The 20,203-nt window shown below is 61.8% G+C and carries 21 protein-coding genes; 15 read left to right on the top strand and 6 right to left on the bottom strand.

Annotation, left to right across the window (positions count from 1 at the left end):
* Window positions 1-68: 68 nt before the first annotated feature.
* Window positions 69-632, bottom strand: coding sequence for an alkyl hydroperoxide reductase subunit C (gene ahpC, locus CR103_RS05485; RefSeq protein ID WP_099914999.1), 564 nt, complete (start codon window positions 630-632; stop codon window positions 69-71).
* 440 nt (window positions 633-1,072) lie between these two features.
* On the opposite strand from ahpC, the gene CR103_RS05480 reads away from it, so the two are divergent.
* Window positions 1,073-2,212, top strand: a complete 1,140-nt coding sequence (locus CR103_RS05480) for an MGDG synthase family glycosyltransferase (protein ID WP_099914998.1) — start codon at window positions 1,073-1,075, stop codon at window positions 2,210-2,212.
* A gap of 35 nt (window positions 2,213-2,247) precedes the next feature.
* Window positions 2,248-2,697: a hypothetical protein gene (locus tag CR103_RS05475; RefSeq protein ID WP_099914997.1), complete on the top strand. Its 450-nt coding sequence runs from the start codon at window positions 2,248-2,250 to the stop codon at window positions 2,695-2,697.
* A gap of 8 nt (window positions 2,698-2,705) precedes the next feature.
* Here the strand turns inward: CR103_RS05475 and CR103_RS05470 are convergent, their stop codons facing one another.
* The 5 genes from CR103_RS05470 to modA form a co-directional block, all read right to left on the bottom strand.
* Complete coding sequence (locus CR103_RS05470; protein ID WP_099914996.1) at window positions 2,706-3,386, bottom strand: HAD family hydrolase; 681 nt, start codon at window positions 3,384-3,386, stop codon at window positions 2,706-2,708.
* 63 nt (window positions 3,387-3,449) lie between these two features.
* The gene (locus CR103_RS21970) at window positions 3,450-3,662 is read right to left on the bottom strand and encodes a hypothetical protein (protein WP_143752528.1); all 213 of its coding nucleotides are present in this window, start codon (window positions 3,660-3,662) and stop codon (window positions 3,450-3,452) included.
* Between the two features lie 144 nt (window positions 3,663-3,806).
* On the bottom strand, window positions 3,807-4,913 hold the full coding sequence (gene modC, locus CR103_RS05465; RefSeq protein ID WP_099914995.1) for a molybdenum ABC transporter ATP-binding protein: 1,107 nt from the start codon (window positions 4,911-4,913) through the stop codon (window positions 3,807-3,809).
* Window positions 4,914-4,923: 10 nt separating this feature from the next.
* Window positions 4,924-5,598 carry a molybdate ABC transporter permease subunit gene (gene modB / locus CR103_RS05460; protein ID WP_099914994.1) on the bottom strand — a complete coding sequence of 225 codons (675 nt, stop codon included), beginning with the start codon at window positions 5,596-5,598 and terminating at the stop codon, window positions 4,924-4,926.
* A gap of 8 nt (window positions 5,599-5,606) precedes the next feature.
* Entirely contained in the window at window positions 5,607-6,347 is a 741-nt protein-coding gene (gene modA / locus CR103_RS05455) for a molybdate ABC transporter substrate-binding protein (RefSeq protein WP_099914993.1), read from the bottom strand.
* Window positions 6,348-6,709: 362 nt separating this feature from the next.
* Here modA and CR103_RS05450 point away from each other — a divergent pair, with 362 nt between their 5' ends.
* The 13 genes from CR103_RS05450 (at window position 6,710) to CR103_RS05395 (ending at window position 20,186) form a co-directional block, all read left to right on the top strand.
* Complete coding sequence (locus CR103_RS05450) at window positions 6,710-7,399, top strand: dihydrofolate reductase family protein (RefSeq protein ID WP_099914992.1); 690 nt, start codon at window positions 6,710-6,712, stop codon at window positions 7,397-7,399.
* Between the two features lie 610 nt (window positions 7,400-8,009).
* Window positions 8,010-8,579: a Pvc16 family protein gene (locus CR103_RS05445; protein ID WP_099914991.1), complete on the top strand. Its 570-nt coding sequence runs from the start codon at window positions 8,010-8,012 to the stop codon at window positions 8,577-8,579.
* Window positions 8,551-9,438 carry a hypothetical protein gene (locus CR103_RS05440; RefSeq protein ID WP_143752527.1) on the top strand — a complete coding sequence of 296 codons (888 nt, stop codon included), beginning with the start codon at window positions 8,551-8,553 and terminating at the stop codon, window positions 9,436-9,438. The genes CR103_RS05445 and CR103_RS05440 overlap by 29 nt, the downstream gene beginning before the upstream one ends.
* A gap of 17 nt (window positions 9,439-9,455) precedes the next feature.
* Window positions 9,456-11,216 carry a phage tail sheath family protein gene (locus CR103_RS05435; protein WP_229442814.1) on the top strand — a complete coding sequence of 587 codons (1,761 nt, stop codon included), beginning with the start codon at window positions 9,456-9,458 and terminating at the stop codon, window positions 11,214-11,216.
* Window positions 11,217-11,285: 69 nt separating this feature from the next.
* The gene (locus tag CR103_RS05430; protein ID WP_099914989.1) at window positions 11,286-11,744 is read left to right on the top strand and encodes a phage tail protein; all 459 of its coding nucleotides are present in this window, start codon (window positions 11,286-11,288) and stop codon (window positions 11,742-11,744) included.
* Complete coding sequence (locus tag CR103_RS05425) at window positions 11,737-12,243, top strand: phage tail protein (protein WP_099914988.1); 507 nt, start codon at window positions 11,737-11,739, stop codon at window positions 12,241-12,243. Before CR103_RS05430 ends, CR103_RS05425 begins: the two co-directional genes overlap by 8 nt.
* Window positions 12,244-12,248: 5 nt before the next feature.
* Window positions 12,249-12,425: a DUF5908 family protein gene (locus CR103_RS22490; protein ID WP_267873972.1), complete on the top strand. Its 177-nt coding sequence runs from the start codon at window positions 12,249-12,251 to the stop codon at window positions 12,423-12,425.
* On the top strand, window positions 12,425-13,093 hold the full coding sequence (locus CR103_RS05420) for a CIS tube protein (protein WP_099914987.1): 669 nt from the start codon (window positions 12,425-12,427) through the stop codon (window positions 13,091-13,093). Before CR103_RS22490 ends, CR103_RS05420 begins: the two co-directional genes overlap by 1 nt.
* Before the next feature lie 2 nt (window positions 13,094-13,095).
* On the top strand, window positions 13,096-14,883 hold the full coding sequence (vgrG, locus tag CR103_RS05415; protein WP_099914986.1) for a type VI secretion system tip protein VgrG: 1,788 nt from the start codon (window positions 13,096-13,098) through the stop codon (window positions 14,881-14,883).
* 17 nt (window positions 14,884-14,900) lie between these two features.
* A complete protein-coding gene (locus CR103_RS05410) occupies window positions 14,901-15,200 on the top strand; it encodes a PAAR domain-containing protein (RefSeq protein ID WP_099914985.1) in 300 nt (99 codons plus the stop codon).
* 3 nt (window positions 15,201-15,203) lie between these two features.
* Window positions 15,204-15,635, top strand: coding sequence for a GPW/gp25 family protein (locus CR103_RS05405; protein ID WP_099914984.1), 432 nt, complete (start codon window positions 15,204-15,206; stop codon window positions 15,633-15,635).
* Window positions 15,632-19,360, top strand: a complete 3,729-nt coding sequence (locus CR103_RS05400; protein ID WP_099914983.1) for a baseplate J/gp47 family protein — start codon at window positions 15,632-15,634, stop codon at window positions 19,358-19,360. Before CR103_RS05405 ends, CR103_RS05400 begins: the two co-directional genes overlap by 4 nt.
* Complete coding sequence (locus tag CR103_RS05395; RefSeq protein WP_099914982.1) at window positions 19,350-20,186, top strand: hypothetical protein; 837 nt, start codon at window positions 19,350-19,352, stop codon at window positions 20,184-20,186. The genes CR103_RS05400 and CR103_RS05395 overlap by 11 nt, the downstream gene beginning before the upstream one ends.
* The last annotated feature ends 17 nt before the right edge of the window (window positions 20,187-20,203 follow it).

Genomic DNA, 20,203 nt, shown 5'->3' with positions numbered 1-20,203 from the left:
TGTGAGAGCCCGTGCAGCTGGACTCGGCACAGAAGGGCGGTCACGCGGCCCTTCTGTACTGCTACTATTTAAATCTTGCCGACCAAATCCAGCGATGGGGTCAGCGTCTTGGCGCCTTCGTTCCATTTTGCCGGGCAAACTTCGTTCGGGTGTGCGGCAACGAACTGGGCAGCCTTCAGCTTGCGCAGGGTTTCCTTGACGTCGCGGGCGATGGCGTTGTCATGGATTTCCATGGTCTTGATGACGCCGTCCGGGTTGACGATGAAGGTGCCGCGCAATGCAAGGCCTTCTTCGTCGATGTGCACGCCGAAGCCGCGCGTCAGCGTGTGGGTCGGGTCGCCGACCAGTGGGAACCGGGCCTTGCCGACGGCTGGCGAGGTTTCGTGCCAGACTTTGTGCGAGAAGTGGGTATCGGTGGTGACGATGTACACCTCGGCGCCCACTTTTTGGAACTCGGCGTAATTGTCAGCTGCGTCTTCGACTTCGGTTGGGCAGTTGAAGGTGAACGCGGCAGGCATGAAAATGATGGCCGACCACTTGCCTTTGAGGGTTTCGTTGGAGACTTCGACGAATTTGCCGTTGTGAAAAGCTTGCGTTTTGAAAACAGGGACTTGGGAATTGATCAGCGACATGGGAGATCCTCGTGTATTGAATGCCGGTTAATAGAAACTATCAAATGAGAAGAACTCATTGGTATTCATCATACCTCAAGATGGGGTAGCGCCTGATTGCTTGTATTAATCGGCCTGATTGAAAAATGTCATTGCTGTACTGTCAAGGTAGGGCATGAGAACGGCTTGGCGGCATTCCTTACGCTTTGCTAATGCAAGTAAGTGGGGTTTCCTAACGGCAGCAATTTGCCGTCGGCGCCGCGTACGTCGACGCGTAGCCCGTGCCGCTTGCCATCGCTGATCCACGAAAAATCTTGCTGTGCGTCATCGTTGCCGACAAGATCATCTTCGCGCAGCGTCGTAGTCTGGCCAACGTGGCCGCTGCGACGGGCCCAATGAATGTCATGTGTCTGTCATTCTGAGTCGATAGAATCAAGCCGCTTTCAACTTAACAGGCGCCCATGACTCATCCCAGAATCCTCGTACTCAGCGCCTCGGCGGGCACCGGCCATACGCGGGCGGCGGAGGCATTGCGCTCGTATGCCAGTGCAGAACAGTCCAGCATCGAGGCCACCCATCTCGACGCACTGCAATTCGTCACGCCGTGGCTCAGGTTCGTCTACACCGATGCCTACATTTTCCTGGTGCGTCATGCGCCTGCGTTATGGCGTTACATCTATCGCACGACCAACCTTGCCAGGCACGAGGGCTTCGGCCACCGAATACGTCGCTGGGCAGAGCGGATGAGCAGCAGGTCCCTGCTGGCGGAAATTGCAAGACAGAAGCCCGACCTCATCATCTGCACCCATTTCTTTCCGGCCGAGCTTTTGTCGCGACTGCTCGCGGCGGGTGACGCCGACTATCCGGTCTGGGTGCAAGTCACCGATTTCGATTTGCACCGGATGTGGGTACACAATCACATGGCCGGCTATTTCGCACCCAACGACGAGGTCGCGTTTCGCATGCGCGAACAGGGAATCGCCGCCGATCGGATATTTGTGACAGGAATCCCGATCATGCCGGCGTTTGCCGAGCCGCTCGATAGAAGCACATGCGCACGCGAACTCGGCATCTCGCCGGACCGCGCAACTGTCTTGCTGTTGGGCGGCGGGGCCGGGTTCGGGTTCGGCAGCGTTCGCGAGATAGCCGAATGCCTGCTCGAACTCAAAGAGAATTTTCACATCATTGCGCTTGCCGGCAAGGACAAGGCGATGCTCGCCGAATTGCACCAGCTTGCCATCGAATATCCTGACAGGCTGGTGGCGCAAGGCTACACCAGGCAAATTGAACGGCTCATGGCGTGCGCCGACCTGGTGGTGACCAAACCCGGTGGACTCACCGCTGCGGAGTCGCTGGCCATGGGATTGCCAATGATCGTGATCGCGCCAATTCCGGGACAGGAGGAGCACAACGCGAATTTCCTGCTGGAGCGGGGAGTGGCGCTGAAGGCATTTGACATGGCAACGCTGAAATACCGGGTCGGCTATTTGCTCTCGCATGATGCCAGGCTTGCTGCGATGCGCGCCAAGGCAAGCTCGCTGGCGCGCCCGGACGCCGCCCATCGGGTACTCGCCATTGCGTTGCAAAGGGCAACGCAATGACCGCACTGTCACTGCCACTATCACTACCACTACCTATGTTGCAGCTGCTGCTCACGCTGACCTTCGTCATTTTACTCGCCTGGTTCTTCGCCAACGCCGAAGTCCATATCGAAGGCGATGCCGGCTGGGCAGCGAATTTGCCAACCTGGCGCATCGAGAACCATTGGTTGCTGGACCTGTTCTGGGGTGGCCGCGCCATGACTGGCTATCACGCCTATGTATTTTCATTTATTGCGATATTCTTCCATTTCCCCATCTTCTTCCTGGCGCAATGGTCGTGGAATATGGAAGCGCGAATCATTGCGTCGGTCATGCTGTTCTGGATCGCCGAGGACTATCTGTGGTTTGTGATCAACCCCGCTTTTGGATGGCGGCGCTTTCGTCCCGAGTTCGCCGTTTGGCATCGCTACTGGGCCTTCGGCGCGCCGGTCGACTACTGGCTGTTTTCCATCCTGGGCACCGCGCTTTTCTGGATTTCGTATTAACAGCCGCGCTAAGGCATGTCGAAAGCATGTCGAACCCGGCTGCAAAGTTCTGCCGAGGAGCGCGAAATGACTTCATCCGGAACGGCAAATTTTTCCGTCAGCCGGCCATGGTCTTCGAAACCGTACGACACCATGAACGGATGCATGCCGGTGCAAATTGCCGCGAGATAGTCTTTGTGTTCGTCGCCGCAGATGAACGCCCTGGCGGGATTGACGTTGAAGCGCTCGCGCGTGGCGCGAAATTGCGCGGTCTTGCCTTCGCTTAGCGGGACATGATCGAAAAAATCCATCGCCGCCACGTCGATGTCATGTCGGGCAAACAGCTGGCGCAGCGTTTCCAGGGGTTCGTTGGTGATATTCCTGGTGACCAGGCCGACGACGATATCGGGCGCTGCGATCAATGACTTGATCAGTTCGGCGATGCCGGGGTAAAGACGCGCCTCCGCCCGGTACACATCGGTCAAGCTGCCGACAATTTTCTGGCGGCCTTTCTGGCGCATGTTCTTGCGGATGATCGACGGGAACTCCTTCAGGCCGCCCAGGTATTTGAACAGATGGTGACGTTTCTGGAAGCTTTTTTCCGCACCCAGGGTCATGCCGTTGCGCGCAAATGCTTCTTCGATCGCCGGATAGGCATCGATGGTGGTGCCATCCGCATCGAGGATGATCAAGCGTTTATTCTGGAACATAGTTAGCAGTCCGGGATCCAAAGAAATTTGTGCGAAATTGCCCCTCCAGCCGCTGCCATGTTGTCATCTACCTGCGACGAATGCCTTGGAACATTGAATGAAATTGTCAAACTTCCCGGCGAGGTCCTGGGCCAGATTGTCGAGGTCTTGAATCCTGCCGGCCATGATGATCGCCTGGAATCGATCATGAAAGCTGTCATTGGCCTTCCTCCAGATCATGTGGGCATGTCGAAATTCATCTTGTGTCGACACAGATAACCGGGCCTGGATATTCATGAACACTCCTTGAATAATTTAACGGAAGACAAAGAATCTGTGCAGTCGCTTCAGGATACTCCGCGTTTATGACAAGAATGTTTCAAGTGGCAGCACCAAGGACAACCACGCCTGGGCTGCACGCTGGGCAGGACTGGTTTGATGTCAGGGCGGCGAGGCCAGCGCCGCCGCCTTGATCTGGGCCCAGACTACCTTGCCGGAGGTCAATCCAAGCTGGTCGCGCGAGCGACGCGTAATGCGGGCCAGCAGCGGCGTGCCGCCCGCATCGAGCCTGACGATGACGTGCGCGCCCTCGTTGACGGTTCGTTCAGTGGTTACGGTTGCCTGCAGATGGTTCAGGATCGAGCCGTCGGTCTGGGGTGTCAGCGCCAGGCTGACGTCGCGCGCGAGGATGCGCAGCCGCAGTGTGGCGCCACATGAAAGTGGACTGCGCAGCGCACCGCGCGCAATATGGATCGTACCGCCAGCGGCGCGCAGGCGCACTAGGCCATATTCCTCGTCGAAACCCTCGACCACCCCGTCCACCAGCGTGCCGGCGTCGTCTCCCAGCGCCGTCGACAGGTCAAGCCGCGCCAGGATTTCGGCGGCCGGGCCGCTCGCCAGCACCCGGCCGGCCTCGATCAGTACCATATGGTCTGCCAGGCGTGCCACCTCTTCCATGGAATGGCTGACATACAGCACCGGAATGTCGAGTTCTTGATGGACCCGCTCCAGGTAGGGCAGAACTTCTTCCTTGCGTTTGCTGTCGAGCGAGGCCAGGGGCTCATCCATCAGCAGCAGCGCCGGCCGGGCCAGCAGCGCCCTGGCGATCGCCACCCGCTGGCGTTCGCCGCCGGACAGCGTGGTGGTACGGCGATCGAGCAGGTGGTTGATGCCCAGCAGGGTCAGGGTCTGCAGCATACCTAGCTCGCTGCCATCAGCGCGAGCGCGCTTGCGCGCAAAGTCCAGGTTGCCCTGCACCGACAGGTGCGGGAACAAGCTTGCCTCCTGGAACACATAGCCCAGGGCACGGCGGTGGGGCGGTACGAAGACGCCGGCGGCTTCATCCTGCCAGAGCTCGCCATTGATTTTCATGTAACTGTCCGGATGTCGGTCAAGCCCGGCAATGGCGCGCAACAGCGTTGTCTTGCCGGAGCCGGAATGACCGAACAAGGCCGTGACGCCGCGCCCCGGCAATGCCAGCTGCGCCTGCAAGTCGAAATTGTCACGCTGTACGCTAAAGCGCGCGTGGATCGCGATCGGCTGGCTCATGCTGGTCGATTCATGGATTTTTGCGGGGTGGATTGAAGGTGTACAGCATCAGCAGGGCGAAAAAACTGATCGCCAGCATGCCGCCGGCCAGCCAGTGTGCCTGCGCATATTCGATCGCCTCGACGTGGCCGTAGATTTGCACCGAGACCACCCGCGTCTCGTTGGGAATATTACCGCCGATCATGAGTACGACGCCAAATTCACCAATCGTGTGGGCAAAGCCGAGCGTGGCGGCGGTGATGAAGCCGGGTTTGGCGAGTGGCAGTACCACCGAGAAAAACGTGTCGAGTGGACTTGCGCGCAGCGTGGCCGCCACTTCCAGCGGGCGCGTGCCGATCGCTTCAAAGGCATTTTGCAGCGGCTGCACGACGAACGGCATCGAATAAAAAACCGAGCCGATCACCAGGCCGGGAAAGGTGAACGGCAGCAAACCGATGCCCAGCGCCTGTGTCAGGTGGCCGATCGGCCCGTTCGGCCCCATCGTCAGCAGCAGGTAAAAGCCCAGCACTGTCGGCGGCAGCACCAATGGCAACGCGACGAGCGCGCCGACTATATTCTTCAGGCGCGATTGCGTGCGCGCCAACCACCAGGCCACGGGCGTACCCAACAATAGCAGCAAGAATGTGACGAGCGTGGCCAACTTCAGGGTCAGCCAGACGGCGCCCCAATCGTCAGGGGTGAGCATGCTGCGAGCTAGAGGTCGTAACCGGACGAGCGAATCAACACTTTTGCTTTTTCGCTTTTCAAGTACGTGAGGAAAGCGCCGACGGCGCTCTTGCCTTGGCCTTTTCTCAGCACAACAGCATCTTGGCGGATCGGTGTGTAAAGATTGCCGGGGACGATCCAGGCTGAACCCGATGTCAGTTTGCCGGCTTCAAAAACCTGCGACATGGCAACGAATCCCAATGGGGCGGCACCCGAGACGACGAACTGGTGGGTCTGTCCAATGTTTTCGCCTTGTACGAACTTCGGTTCAAGTGTGCTGAACAGATTTAGTTTCTGCATCACTTCGACCGCCGCTGCGCCGTAGGGAGCCAGCTTCGGGTTAGCGATGGACAGGCGCGCGAATGTGCCTTTACCGAGCACGTCCCCCTTGTCGTCGACCAGCCCGGTTTGCGCGCTCCACAATACCAATTTTCCGATCGCATACGTAAAGCGGCTATCCGGCGCGCACGCGCCTTCCTTCTCGAGCCTGGCGGGCGTTTCATCATCGGCCGCCAACAAGATGTCGAATGGGGCGCCGTTCTTGATCTGCGCATAGAACTTGCCCGTAGCGCCGTAACTTGCCAACACCTGGTGGCCGGTTTCGCGCTCGAAGCGGGCGGCGATTTCCTTCATCGGCGCGGTAAAATTGGCTGCGACAGCAATCTGCACCTGGTCGGCGTGAGCGGCGTTGGCGGCAAGAAGAATTAGCAAGGGAGCAAAACGGCGCATCGGACTGCCAGTATGAGTGATCGATATGACACGTAGTGTACAGGCTTTGCGCCCGCAGCCGATACCAGCAAGGCGACCGAAGCCTTCCTGCCCAGCCTCCAGTCTTCGAGGTACCTCAAGAGCCCGTCGGCAATGTCAGCGTCGCCAGGGTGCCGAGCAGGGCGCCGGGTTCGCCATCAGGTCGACGCGCAGGCGCCTGCGCAGCTGTTCGAGCGCGACGTGCTGCCCATGACAGGCGGCCGCATCGGCGCGCAGCATGCATGGCCGTTAAGACCGCCGCTTCAGCCGTGTTGCTGCATTGCCCAGGTTTTTGCTATGCTCATACCATGCTGTAAACCGTTAAACCTTGTCAGGAGTGTTCCATGAAACCCTATGTCATTTGCCACATGATGTCCTCGATCGATGGACATGCACTCACCGACGGCTGGGACCGTCCTTTCAAGAACAGCGCGGGCGAACTCTACGAGAAACTCGCGCAGCAGTTCACGTTCGACGCCTGGATTTGCGGCCGGGTCACGATGGAGGAAGTCGCCCATGGCGACGGCTATCCGACCGGCCTGGCCAAGGCGCCAATTGCGCGCACCCATCATTTCGCCAAACGCGACGCTTCTCGCTACGCGGTGTCCATTGACCCGCACGGAAAAGTCGCGTGGAAAAATAATTGCGCGCTCGATTCGCATGTCGTCGAGGTCGTCACAGAAGCGGTGTCCGACGATTATCTCGCTTACCTGCAGTCGATCGACGTGTCGTATGTGTTTGGCGGCAAGACCGAGATCGATCTGGCGCGCGTCGTCGCGATCCTCGCCGATGAACTCGGCACCAAGCGCCTGATCGTCGAAGGCGGCCCGCACGTCAGCGGGTCGTTTGTCAACGCCGGCCTGGTCGATGAAATCAGTGTGCTGGTCCTGCCGCTGATCGACGGCCGTGGAGAGCATCCCGCATCGTTCGAGGTCGCCAGAGATGAGTGGGTCAAGCCGGCTTATTTGACCCTGGTGTCGGCCGATATCCAGGAAGGCGGCGCGGTGTGGCTGCGCTACAGGAAGCCGCAGTAGCGCGCCAAACGCAGCCCTCGGGACCTCACCTTCTCCGCTGGCCAGGCGATTGAATCGTTGACGCGAATCGGCTGTCGCTTTGCAGAGCATATCGGCAGCGGCGAGAGCACCGCCGCATTCTGCCGGGACGTGGCAAGGCAGTTTCAAGTACCAAGCGCAAAACTTCCCTCCGTGGTGCCATCAAGGGCGCCATCTCCAACACTTCCCCTTGCCCGTCGGCGTGCTCGACGGCTGTCACCCCCTTGTAGCCACGACGTGTCGACCATCAACAGGCACGCACTTTGTGCGCTCATGACAGATGAAAACACTGCCAAAAAAACGACGACGATCAGCATTCGGGCCACTGCTTCGATAAATCATTGAAACTTGATTTTATCAAAAACAAAATCGCCGTTATTTCCTTATTATTATCTGGCCCCTGTAAATGTAATAATTTACACGTCACTTTACGTGTAAAAATATATCCAAAATTATTTGTTGACGGCCCATAAAAAACGTTTCATAGTTCGCTTCAGGAACGAGTAAAGCCGGATAAAAAAAGAAAATAATAAACAGCGATGCCGGTTGAATAAGTTTAGCTGATTTAATAAATGGCAACGGGCGGTTGGCAATGATTTATCTCGCAATAAACCATATTGCATTCGAATTGAATCAGTTTTTGCGCCGGTCGTCGATTGCGGGCGAGGACATCGTTGTGCTGGCGAATCCGGTGGGATCGGACGGCCGGACGGACCAGTTGACCGCTGACAAAGTTGTCTTGTTTTTGGCAGGAGTTGAGCGCGATACCATGCCAGGCCGCACCGGCAACAGCCACATGCTGGCGCACAGCGCGCCGACGTTTCTGAATCTATACCTGATGGTGGCGGCAAACTTTACCGGCAAAAATTATCCAGAGTCCCTGAAGTATTTATCGCGCGTGATTGCATTTTTTCAACAGCATCCTGTATTTGACCGCAGCTCCAGCCCGGCCATGGATGAAGGAATCGATAAGCTGATCCTCGATATGGAGAATCTGGATCGCCGCGAATTGAATAATATCTGGGGCATGTTCGGCGGAAAGTACATACCATCGGTTTTATATCGCGTCCGCATGGTCGGCATTGATTCGAACAGCATCACCGGCCGCCGGCATATTATTTCCGAGCCAACCGTTGCAGTCCATTTTGCGAAAGGAAAGTGATATGCCGTCGTCTTGTCAGTTGATCTTTCGCGTCTCGTTCGAACACGCGTTTTTCGCCGATGGCACCCTGCGCTGCTTGCGCATCGAGCCGTCCGCCGCCTGTCACAACCTGCTGCGCAGGGCAGGGGTGCTGCTGCGCGCCCAGGATGACGGCATTGCCGCCTTTGGTGACGGGGAGGTGGTGGAACGCTTGCGCCTGCACGTAGCCGAGGCCGGCGCGCCGCTCAACATGGCGTTCCTGGTCTTTTTTACCGACGTGCATTTTTTTGAATACACGGTGCCGGCATGGCCGAAGGGACAACTGCTACTGCTCGACACCGCCCGCAGCGTCCCCGACGATGCCGGGCGCCAGGTTCTGCATGTCACGCCATACGTGTCGGCGTCCGCATTTATCGAACGCGATCACGCCGACCTGGAGCCGATTCTCGGCAAGCCTTTTCTGGCGCCAGCGCCGGCCATGGTTCTTCAGGTCGCCGTGTCGTCTGACCTGTTGACCGCGCTTGATGCCCGGCAGCGCCATTTTTATTCCCGCTTCGACGCCGCCAGCAGCCACTGGAAATACTGTCTGTTCGGTGCTGGCGAAGCCCAGGCCGCCATAGTCGACCTGGCGGGCGACATGGAGTTCGATCACTGCACCGGCGTCGAGATCGGCGGCCATCGTGGCGCCGACGTGTTCCTGTCAAAACGTGCAATTGCGATGCGCGAAGTTTGCGGAGCGCGTTTCCAGTTGCGTGCCGCTTCGCCGGCCGGGGACAAGGTGCTGATCAAAAGGATGCCCAATGCCAGTGTGGGCAAGCATTTCCGGGAAAGCAAAGACGGGAACCAGATTCTGGTCTCGGAAATATTCATCAACCAGTAATCATCGGAGCTGAGAACGTGGCCTACAAAACCCCCGGCGTCTACATCGTCGAAAAAAATGCCTTCCCCAACTCGGTGGTCGAAGTCGCGACTGCCGTCCCTGCCTTCGTTGGCTATACCGAAAAGGCGGTCAATAAAGGCAATAAGCTCAGGGACAAGCCTTGGCGCATCACCTCCATGTCCGAGTACGTCGAGTATTTTGGTGGCGAACCCGACAGCCGCTTCACGTTGACGTTGTCGCAAAAGACGCCAGCAGCGGACGGCAAGCCGGAAGCGGCGGCCGTGCCGGGCGACTTTTCGATTCCCGCACCCGGCGCGTCGCCGCCCCGGGCCGAATACTTGTTGGGTCGGGCCGGCACGCCCTACTTGCTGTACGCTTGCATGCAATTGTTTTTCCAAAATGGCGGCGGGCCGTGCTACATCGTCTCGGTCGGCGACTATACGGAGGAGATCGGCGGCGCCAAGCTCACGGGCGGCGTCAGCCAGCTCAAGAAAGAGCTGGAGCCGACCCTGGTCGTCATTCCCGAAGCGGTAATGCTGGACTCGGAATCCGATTGTATCTCGGTGCAGCAGGCGGTCCTGCAGCATTGCGGCATCGACATGAAGAACCGGTTTGCCATCCTCGACGTCTACCAGGGCTACCTGGACCGCGCGGACGTCATCGATCCGGTCGAACACTTCCGCGACCACCTCGGCACCAACAGCCTGAAATTTGCTGCTGCATATTACCCGTGGCTCGAGACGACCATCGTCAAGGAAAGCGACCTCAGTTACCGCAATATCGACGCGGCCAGTGCCAAATTGCTGGGCCAGCTGCTGCAGGCTGACATGAAAATTGGCGACATGCCGGCCGAAGCCATCCCGAGAAAAAGTTACCAGGAAAAGGTCGATGCCCTGGGTCTTATGAGCGACGGGTGGGTGATTGCCAAGGTCAAGGACGGCAAGTACGGCTTGCTGTCGGCCAATGACTTCATGCAAGCCCAGGTCGTAAAAGAAAAAGCTGACTACAAAGGTTACGACGAGATGGTGAGCCTGCTTGCGGCCGCCCTCGACGCGGACGCGCGCGCCAAGCTGCTTTCGGCGGAGCAACTGGACGAAGCAAAGGCAATGATCGAGAAAGGGCGCCTGGCGGTGCACCAGCTGCTGTCGAAGTCGAGCGCGCTGTACAACACCATGCTGCGCACGATGGCCGTCAAGCTCAACCGCCTGCCGCCGAGCGCTGCCGTCGCCGGCATGTACACCAGCGTCGACAACGCCCGCGGCGTCTGGAAGGCCCCGGCCAACGTCAGCCTCAACTCGGTCGTTGCGCCAAGCGTCAACATCAGCCACGAGGAGCAGGAAGACCTGAACGTGACCACCGGCGGCAAATCGATCAATGCGATCCGGTCGTTCATCGGCGCCGGCGTGCTGGTGTGGGGCGCCCGTACGCTCGACGGCAACAGCCTGGACTGGCGCTACGTCAACGTGCGCCGCACCATGATCATGCTCGAGGAATCGCTGCGCCTGGCGATGGCGGCCTACGTGTTCGAGCCGAACACGGCCAACACCTGGGTCACGGTCAAGGGAATGGCGAACAACTTCCTCACCGGCATCTGGAAACGCGGCGGCTTGGCCGGCGCCAGCGCGGAGGATGCGTTCTCCGTGCAGGTCGGCCTGGGCCAAACGATGACGGCCGAGGACATCCTGGAAGGCCGGATGAACGTGACGATCCTGGTGGCGCTGTCGCGTCCAGCCGAGTTTATCGAGATTACCTTCCAGCAGCAGATGCAGAAATCCTGATGCGTAATCGGCGCCTGGCGCCGCTTCGCAGCAACACAACGCAGATAACGACAACCGAAGGAGGATGTGATGGCAGATGACGGATCAAAACAATCGGCGGCCCTGTGGCCGTTGCCGAAATTTCATTTTCAAGTGAAGTGGGACGCGCAGGTCATGTCATTCCAAGAAATCAGTGGTCTCGATATCCAGTCCGAGGAAATCAAGTACCGCAGCGGCGACAGCCCGCTGTTTTCGGTCATCAAGATGCCGGGCATGACCAAGTTTGGCAATGTGACGATGAAAAAGGGCATCTTTAAGGGCGACAACAAGTTCTGGGACTGGATCAACCAGATCAAAATGAACACGGTCAAGCGCCTGCCCGTCACGATCAGCCTGCTCGACGAGGAAGGCAAGCCGACCATGGTGTGGACGCTGGCCAATGCATGGCCGACCAAGGTCAGCGGCACCGACCTGAAGGCCGAGGGCAATGAAGTGGCCATCGAGACGATCGAGATCGCGCACGAAGGCCTGACCGTCGCCAATGGCTGAACCTGGAAACGTCACACAGACGGCGGCCGGGCACCCCGGCGACTGGTTCGGCGACGTCTATCCGGTGCCGGCCTTTTATTTCAAGGTCGCTTTCGCGGCTGCCGAGCTGAGCGACGATGCATCGTTCCAGGAAGTATCTGGCCTGGGATCGGAGATGGCCTTCGAGGAGTTCCGGGAAGGCGGCGAGAACCGCTTCATCCACCGTCTGCCGACCGGTGTGAAGCACGTGCCGCTCGAACTCAAGCGCGGGGTGGGATCGGTCGAGTCGGCGCTGGTGCGATGGTGCCGCGCGGCGCTGGACGGCGACGGCCTGGCGCGCATCCAGACGCTGCCGCTGGCGGTATACCTGATGAATGCCTACAAGGTGCCGATTCGCGCCTGGCAGTTCGCCGATGCTTTTCCGATCAAATGGGAGTTCGACGCGTTCAACTCGACCAAAAATGAAGTGGCGATCGAAAAGATCGTGCTCAGCTACTCGTATTCAACCAGGCTCATCTGATTGCCATGTCCATCGAAATCCGACAAATGTTGATCAAATCGCAGGTGGTGCAGCGGGCCGCCGACGGCGCCGATGCCAATGACGTCCATGCGGAGGAGCCACAGCCGCAGTTCGGCCGCGACTGGCGCGCCGAATGCCGGCGCATGATCGGCGAAGTGCTCGACGAGCGCAAGGAGCGGTGATGCCCGGCGCCAAAGAAAAGCTGACCATCCGCCGCGTCAACACCCGAAACCTCCAGGCTAAGGACAGCCTGGAATTTTCCGCCATGCTCAATCCGGCCAAATACACCCGCACCAGCGCCGTTTTTTATACCGAACCGCAAGATTCGGCGAGAGGCGAGGAGCGGCAAAGAAAATTAGCCAAGAAGGCGGTCGACAAACTCGATCTTGACGAGCTGGTACTCGACGGCACCGGCATCGTTGACGCGCCCGCCAGTACGGGCGATGTAGATGCTCAAGTCAACTTGCTCAGACGGGTGCTGAACGATCCGGCTGGCGACGCCAATGTCGTCAATGCCGTGGTCGACGTTGTCTGGGGCACGCTGGTGTTTCGTGGCCGAATTGCTTCGATGTCGGTCAACTACACCTTGTTCGACGCGTCCGGGACGCCGTTGCGCGCACGCGTCAAGCTCAGCTTCATCGCGTATGACCAGAGCGGCCCCATGATGGGCGCACCAAGCGGGCCGCAGACGCGCCAGATCCGCGTGGTGGCAGGCGACAGCTTGCCGCTGCTGTGCTTCACGGCTTACCAGGACCCGTCGCTGTTCCAGGCCGTCGCGCTGTATAACGGCCTGACAACGTGTCGCCAGTTGTTGCCGGGCGAGCGGCTGACATTGCCGAAACTGGGATAAGCATGGCCGTCTCCCCCATCCTCGACAGCGACGGCGACACGCGAGTGTCCGTGTACAGTGGCGGCCAGGCCATCGATGCGGCCATCGGGATCCTGTCGGTGGTAGTCAGCCACGCCGTCAACAAGGTGCCTAGTGCGCGCATCGTCATGGCCGAAGACGACGAGGTGCGCGGCCGCCTGTCGCTGTCCGACTCGGACCTCTTCAAGCCCGGCAAGGAAATCCGCATTGCGGCCGGTTACGGCAGCAAGGAAACCACGATCTTCGAAGGCGTCGTCGTCTCGCTTGGCCTGCGCAGCGCCGGCGGCGCTGTCCGCCTGGCGATCGAGTGCCGCGACAAGGCGCTGGCGATGACGCTGGGGCGCAGGTCGGCCAATTACGTCGACGCCAGCGACGCCGAAATCCTGTCCAGGCTGATCGGCGCCTATAGCGGCCTGACTGTCAGCGTCCGGGGCACCGAGCCCACCCACAAGGAACTGGTCCAGTACGACGTCAGCGACTGGGACTTCATGTTGGCGCGGGCCGAAGCCAACGGCCTGGTGGTGGTTGTCGAGGCGGGCAAGCTGACGGTTGCGCCGCCGGCGACCAGCGGCGCGGCGGCACTGCTGCTCACCTTCGGCGTCGACCTGCTTGCATTCGACGCCGACCTCGATGCGCGCAGCCAGCTTGGCGTCGTCGATAGCACGGCCTGGGACCCGGCCACGCAGGAAGTCGTCACCCACGCCGAAAAGCCAAGGGCGCTCAACGCTCAGGGCAACCTGGATGGCGCCGCGCTTGCCAAGGTACTCGACCTGGGCAGCTACCGCATGCAGTCGGCTGCGCCGCTCGGGGCGCAGGGCCTGAAGGCCTGGTCGGCGGCGCGCCAGATGCGCGCCGGACTGGCGCGAGTGCGCGGGCGCATGCGCTTCCAGGGCAGCGCGCTGGCCAGGCCTGGCACCCTGGCGCAGCTCGCGGGCGTGGGCAAACGTTTCGAAGGCGACACATGGCTCAGCGCCGTGACGCACACCCTGGCCGATGGCGACTGGATTACCGAAGCGCAGTTCGGGATGGCGCCAGACAGCCTGGCCGAGCGCCACAACCTGGCCGCGCCGATGGCCGGTGGGCTGACGGCCGGTGTGTCGGGACTGCAGATCGGCGTCGTCAAGAAGCTCGACGAAGACCCCAACAAGCAGTTCATGATCCAGGTTACGGTGCCGGTCATGCAGGCCGAGACCGACGGCGTCTGGGCGCGCCTGACCAGCTTTTACGGTTCGGACGGTGTCGGCAGTTTCTTCATTCCCGAAATCGGCGACGAAGTGATCCTCGGCTTTCTCAACAACGACCCGACGCACCCGCTGATACTGGGAAGTTTATACAGCAGCAAGCGCGCACCGCCGTACCAGCTCGGCGCCGAAAACAATACCAAGGCAATCGTCACGCGCAGCAAGCTCAGAATCGAGTTCGATGAAAAAAAGAAGATGGTGACCGTGCTGACGCCGGCCGGCAACAAGGTCGAGCTCAGCGACGACGCCAAGACCATCACGCTGCTGGACGAAACCGGCAACAAGCTGACCCTGGCGCCAGGCGGCATCACGCTCGACAGTCCCAAGGACATCGTGCTTTCGGCCAAGGGCAAGCTGACCATCGACGCGGTCGGCAATGTCGACATCATCAGCAAGGCCGACCTCAAGCAGGCGGCCCTGAACATCACCAGCCAGGCCAGCATGGGCTTTACGGCCAAGGGCGCGACCAGCGCGGAATTGTCGGCCACCGGCCAGACGACCGTCAAGGGCGCCATGGTCATGATCAACTAAGAACGACAGGATTAACCATGCCCCCAGGCGCCCGCATTACCGATCTTCATGTCTGTCCCATGGTCACACCGGCGTTGCCGCCGATTCCACACGTGGGTGGCCCGGTCATCGGTCCCGGCTTGCCCACCGTCATGGTGGGCAAGATGGTGGCCGCCGTGGTGGGCGATGCCTGCCTTTGCGTTGGCCCGCCCGATACCATCGTCAAGGGTTCGGCCACGGTGATGATCGGCGGTAAACCGGCGGCGCGTGTCGGCGACGCCTGCGCCCACGGCGGCACGGTCATGCTGGGCTGCGCCACCGTCATGATCGGCGGCTGAGCCATGAACGTCGACTCGAGCCATTCTTTCCTCGGCAGCGGCTGGGCGTTTCCGCCCCGGTTCCGGCGCGACGGCAAGCTGAGCATGGTCAGCGACGAGCAGGACATCCGTGAAAGCCTGCTGATCATCCTGTCGACCATGCCCGGCGAGCGGGTCATGCATCCGACCTTCGGCTGCGGCTTGCGCGCGCTGCTGTTCGAAAGCGTCGACGAAAGTCTCAAGACGCGCATCAAGGATGCAATCGTGCGCGCCGTTGCGCTGTTCGAGCACCGGGTCGAAGTCGAGCTGGTGGCGGTGCACACCAACGCTCTCGACGAGGCGCTGCTGAAAATCGAACTGGGCTACCGCATTCGCGCCACCAACACCGCTGCGAACATGGTGCTTCCCTTCAATCTCGGCGACGAGCGGGAACCCCTGATCGGCGGCGTACCATGAGTTCACGCAGCGGCACGTCCCAGGCGCAGCGTGTGCCGGAGGCGCTGGCGGAACACTATGTCGATGTCGACGAGCTGAGCTTGCAGCAGCTGCTGGTCGTCGCACTCGACAGCGCGCGCCAGGTCGGCTTTGAAGGGCGCGCGCCCGGCACCAGCTGGGAAAACTACTTCAAGGATGACGAAATCGTCGTCTTCGCCGAGATCCTCGCCACCCGCGTGCACGCCGTGACGGCGCGCTTCGAGCAGGTGCTGGCGCAGTCGGCGCCCGCTACGCCGGACGCCGACGCGCTGTCCGCGCACATGCTGCAGCAGTGGTTCGGCCAGCTGGGCCGCTGGTCCGAGATCCTGCTCAACCACGGCGGCGTCCAGGGCGCCGATTTAGGCGCCATGCTGGCCGGACTGCGCCGGCAGCTTGGCCACGAGCTGCACGGCGTCGGCGTTTCAGACGGCACGCCCGAGCGCGGCCATCCACTGGAAGCAGCCGGAGGGGCGCCCGCCGCACCACCCGCGCAAAAGCCGCAATTGCGCGCCGCCTTCCATCAGGTGATGAAAGCGGTCGAGATGGCGCAGCGGAGCGCGCAAGCGCGCCTGCCGCGAGCGCTGCGCAGCGGCCAGCACGATCCGGGCATCGGCATGCTGATCGCGTTCGCCCAGCTGTACCGGCGCGCGCAGGAAAAGCTGAACCGGTTTACCGGGCGCCATCTCGACTTCTACTACGACCAGGTGCTGCGCGTTCGCCCGCACGGGCCCGAGCGCGACGCCGCCTTCCTGGTGTTCGAAGCGGCGCCGCCCGGGCTCGCCATTCCGGTCGACGGCGGAACCCGTTTCCTGGCGCCGTACGACCGCAGCGCGCCCGAACTGGAATTCGTCACCGAACATTCGATGATCGTGACCGACGCCAGGGTGGTGGCGCTGCATACGGTTTTCTTCGAGCGCAACCGCCTCAGTTTTCCGGAGTCGAGGCTGTACGAGCATCTCGGCCAGCGCGAACGGCGCTATCCGACCGCTTGCCGGCTCAATCCGATCGCGCTGGCCAGCCCCGGGATGCTGCCCAAGGATGAAAGCTGCGAGGCGGCGCCGTTGTTCGGAGCACCCCGCAGCGCTGCGATGGCGCCGCCAGGCGCGGTGGCGCGCATCGGCTTTGCACTGGCCAGCAACGTGCTGCTGATGCGCCAGGGCGAACGCAAGGTCGACGTCGTCCTGCATCTGGGAAGCGACGGCACGGGCCCGGCGGGCAGGCTATGGCAACGCATGGACGGCTTGCTGGCCGAGGTCACGCAGGCCATGAAGAAGTCGCAGGCGGAGCAGGATCCCTTGACGACCCATGGCACAAACGCGAACGACCCGGAGATCCTGTACCGTGTGCTGGAGCGCATGTTCAGCATCAGCGTCAGCGGCAGTGCCGGCTGGATCGACATCGCCGAATACAGCGCCGGCTTCATGCGCGGCGCCGGGAACGTCGATACCCTGAGCTTGACGTTTCGCCTCGGCGCCGAGGCCGCGGCGGTAGTGCCGTATGCGCCGGCCCTGCATGGCGAGCAGTATCCTGGCAACTGCCCGATGGTGCGCTTCGAACTCAACGCGCTGGCCTACGTGTACCCGTACGGCCTGCTGCGCGGGCTGCCGCTGGTGCGCGCCGACATCGAAGTCGAGGTGAGCGGGCACCGCGCGCTCGAATTACAGAACCACATCGGCCTGCTGTCGGCGGCCTCGCCGTTCCAACCCTTCGGCCCGTTGCCGGCGGTCGGCTCCTACCTGATTGTCGGCAGCGCCGAAACAGCGTGCAAGAACCTTACCGGCTTCGAGCTGGTATTGGAGTGGGGAGGCCTGCCGCGTGCCGTGCGCGGCCTGGGCGCTTACTATGCGGGCTATGCGGGCGACGCCCGCGACGGCCTGACGCCTTTTGGCGACGTGCGCGCAAACCTGAGCGTGCTGTCCGATGGCGCCTGGGCGCCCCTCGACGAAAGCGAACGGCCAGCGGTGACGCTGTTCGGCGCGGCCGCCGCCCCGGATGCAACACCGGCAGGGGCATCGGCAAGCTCGCCGGTGGCCGCCGCGCGCCGCCTGCGCTTTGACCGCGTACTGCCGCAGGGACGGCGCATCGGCCGCGTCGAAGGTCCCGCGCCGTTCGTCTACACGAGTGGTGCGCGCGGCGGCTTTTTCAAGATCACGCTGGCCGGACCGGACTTCCTGTTCGGCCACCGCGACTATCCGTTCATTCTGGCTAATTGCCTCAGCTACAATGGGCAGCCGCGCAACGGCGCGCGCCTGCGCGAACTGCCGGCGCCGCCGTACACGCCGCTGCTCGACGCGATCTGGCTCAATTACCGCGCCACGGCCACCATCGTGGCCGCGCCGAGCGCCGCCGGCGACGCCTTCCTGCGGCTGTCGCCGCTGGGCTGGGACGCCGCGCGCGGTGCCGGCCATCAGCGCGACCTGTTGCTGCCGCGCTTCGACGACGGCGGCAACCTGTACATCGGCCTGTCGGCCAGCGACCTGCGCGCGCCGCTGACGCTGTTCTTCCACCTGCGCGAAGACGCGCTGCCGATGGTCGAATTGGCCAACCGCGAGCTGTACTGGTCTTACCTGGCCGATAACGCCTGGCGCCCACTCTTGCCATATGCGGTGCGCGCCGATTCCACCCATGCGTTCCTGCGCGCCGGCATCGTGACGCTGACGCTGCCGCCCGATATCAGTTGCGACAACACCGACCTGCAGTCCGGTCTGTTCTGGCTGCGCGTGTCGTGCGACACCGACCTGGAACGCTTTTGCAGCCTGTATTCGATCAGCACCCACGCCGCCCAGGTATTCCGTGACCTTGGCGCTGTCGCTGCGCCGCTGGCGCCTGCCTCGATCGCGGCCGGCACCATTACCCGCCCGCGCCAGGCAATTCCAGGCCTGGGCCGCTTGAAGCAGGTGACCGCCTCGTACGGCGGGCGCCTGGCCGAGAGCCGCCACGACATGCGCCGGCGCACCGCCGAACGCCTGCGTCACAAGGGCCAGGCCATCACGCCGGAAGATTACGAACGGCTGATCCTGCAGCAGTTCCCGGCGATCGACCGGGTCAAGTGCTTTGCCAACCTGTCGGTCGCACTGCGGCCCGACGGCGCCTGCTGTCCTGGCCATGTGCTCATCGTCGGCCTGCCTGCGTGCCGTTCGAACGGCCACCTGGCCGAATTTCCGCGCCTGAACGGCTACCTGATCGGCCAGGTCAGGCAATTCGTCGAGGCGCATATTTCACCGGCCGTCACGCTCGAAGTGGTCAACCCGGTCTATCAGTACATCCAGGTGCGCTGCACGCTGGTGCTGCGTGCCGGGGCCGACCTGGGCTGGTACGTCAACCAACTCGACGCGCTGATCTCGGACTTCATTTCACCCTGGAACCCGATCGGCAACACCTGCCATTTCGGCTGGATCATCCGGCGCCACGACATCGAGTCGTTCATCCTCGCGCAGGACGGCGTGCTGGCGGTAAGCGGTTTTTCGATGCTCAGCGTGAGCGGCCGCGATCTCGACCTGTTTTCGCTGAAGGACACAGCGGCGCCCGGCATGACGGGCGAGCCGGTCATCGAACCGACCTATCCGTGGAGTATCGCGGTGCCGATCAAGCGCCACCACATCACGGTCAAGCATGCGGGCGCTGCGACGCCGGCGTCGCCGACCGGCATCGGCCAGATGGAAATCGGCAGCACATTCATAATTGGAGGCAAACGAGATGAAGAATAGACCAAGGACCGAACTGAAAGCGCGCTTCGCCGAGGGCAGCATGCCGTCCATGAGCGACTTCGACATGCTGATCGACTCGACGGTGAACATCAACGACGACGGCATTGAGCACAGCCCCGCGCGCGGCCTGTGCCTGACGCAGAGAAATGGCGAGGAGCGCCGCCTGCTCAGCTTCTACCGGCAGGGCATGGCGCGCGCCTGGGCGATGGGGCTGGATGCGGGCGGGCACAGCATGGCTTTCGGGGTGGCGCAACCGAAAGGGGCCGAAGGACAGCGCCGCACGGAGGGCGCGGAGACTGCTGTGCTGACCCTGGTGGCACCCGGGAGCGACGACCTTGACCAGCATGCGCCCGGCGGCGTGCCAGCGGAGACGCCGGCCCGGGTCGGCGTCAACAACCCCAGGCCGGCCTACGAACTGGACGTGCGCGGCACGGTCGCCTCGAGCGCGCGCCGCGGCGTGGAGGGCCCTCAGGCCTGGGCCGACAGCGACTGGCACACGATCCGCGCGGGCCTGGACGGCTGCGTGGCGCTCGAAGTAGTGGCAGGCACCGGCAAGGAGGGCAGCGGCAAGTACGCCCTGATGCACGCGTTCGCATTGAAGATGTTCGACGCCAAGGGCGAGATAAGCTACCACCGCAGCCATTACGGCGCGCGCCGCCATCGGCTTGAACTGCGCTGGCTGCAGCACAGCGGCCGCCGCGAGTTCGACCTGCAGGTCAAGGTCAACTGTCACTACGGCGAAGGAGTGGCTATCCGTTACCACATCACCGAGCTGTGGGATGACCCCTTGATGGCCGGGTGCAGCGTCGCTACGCACAAGCGATGAGCGCGCCGGTGAGCCAT

This window comes from Massilia psychrophila (assembly GCF_002760665.1).
Taxonomy (GTDB): Bacteria; Pseudomonadota; Gammaproteobacteria; order Burkholderiales; family Burkholderiaceae_D; genus JAFCUW01.
The sequence above is the reverse complement of the archived record's forward strand: the minus strand, read 5'-3'. Positions and strand labels throughout refer to the sequence as shown.